Below are 523 nucleotides of genomic sequence, written 5' to 3'. Positions count from 1 at the left end.
GTAAGCGAAGGCCATCCTGATAAAATGGCCGACCAAATCTCAGACGCTATCCTTGACGCCATCTTACGTGAAGACATCCAAGCTCGCGTAGCATGCGAGACGCTGGTCAAAACTGGTGCAGTGATACTAGCAGGCGAAGTGACCACTACCGCCAACATTGATTTGGAGCGTATTGTACGTGATACGGTCAATGGTATTGGTTATCATCACTCAGATCTTGGTTTTGATGGTGAGACTTGCGCAGTGATCAATATGCTTGGCAAGCAATCACCTGAAATCGCTCAAGGTGTCGATCGTAACAGCCCAGAAGAGCAAGGCGCTGGTGATCAAGACTTAATGTTTGGTTATGCTAGTAATGAAACCGATGTGTTAATGCCTGCTCCTATCGAGTTTGCACATCGTCTTATGGAGCGTCAGTCTGAGCTACGCCGTGCTGGTGACCTGCCTTGGTTACGTCCAGATGCAAAAGCACAAGTTACCTTAAAATATGATGGCAATCGTCCGACTGCAATTGATGCTGTGG

General features: G+C 47.8%; 1 protein-coding gene. It reads left to right on the top strand.

Annotated elements, in window-relative coordinates:
- Window positions 1–523, top strand: a 523-nt coding sequence (locus tag ACS8FD_RS24440; RefSeq protein WP_439277749.1) for an S-adenosylmethionine synthetase N-terminal domain-containing protein, incomplete at both ends; no start/stop codon positions are given.

Source organism: Psychrobacter sp. 1U2 (genome assembly GCF_051847575.1).
The sequence above is the reverse complement of the archived record's forward strand: the minus strand, read 5'-3'. Positions and strand labels throughout refer to the sequence as shown.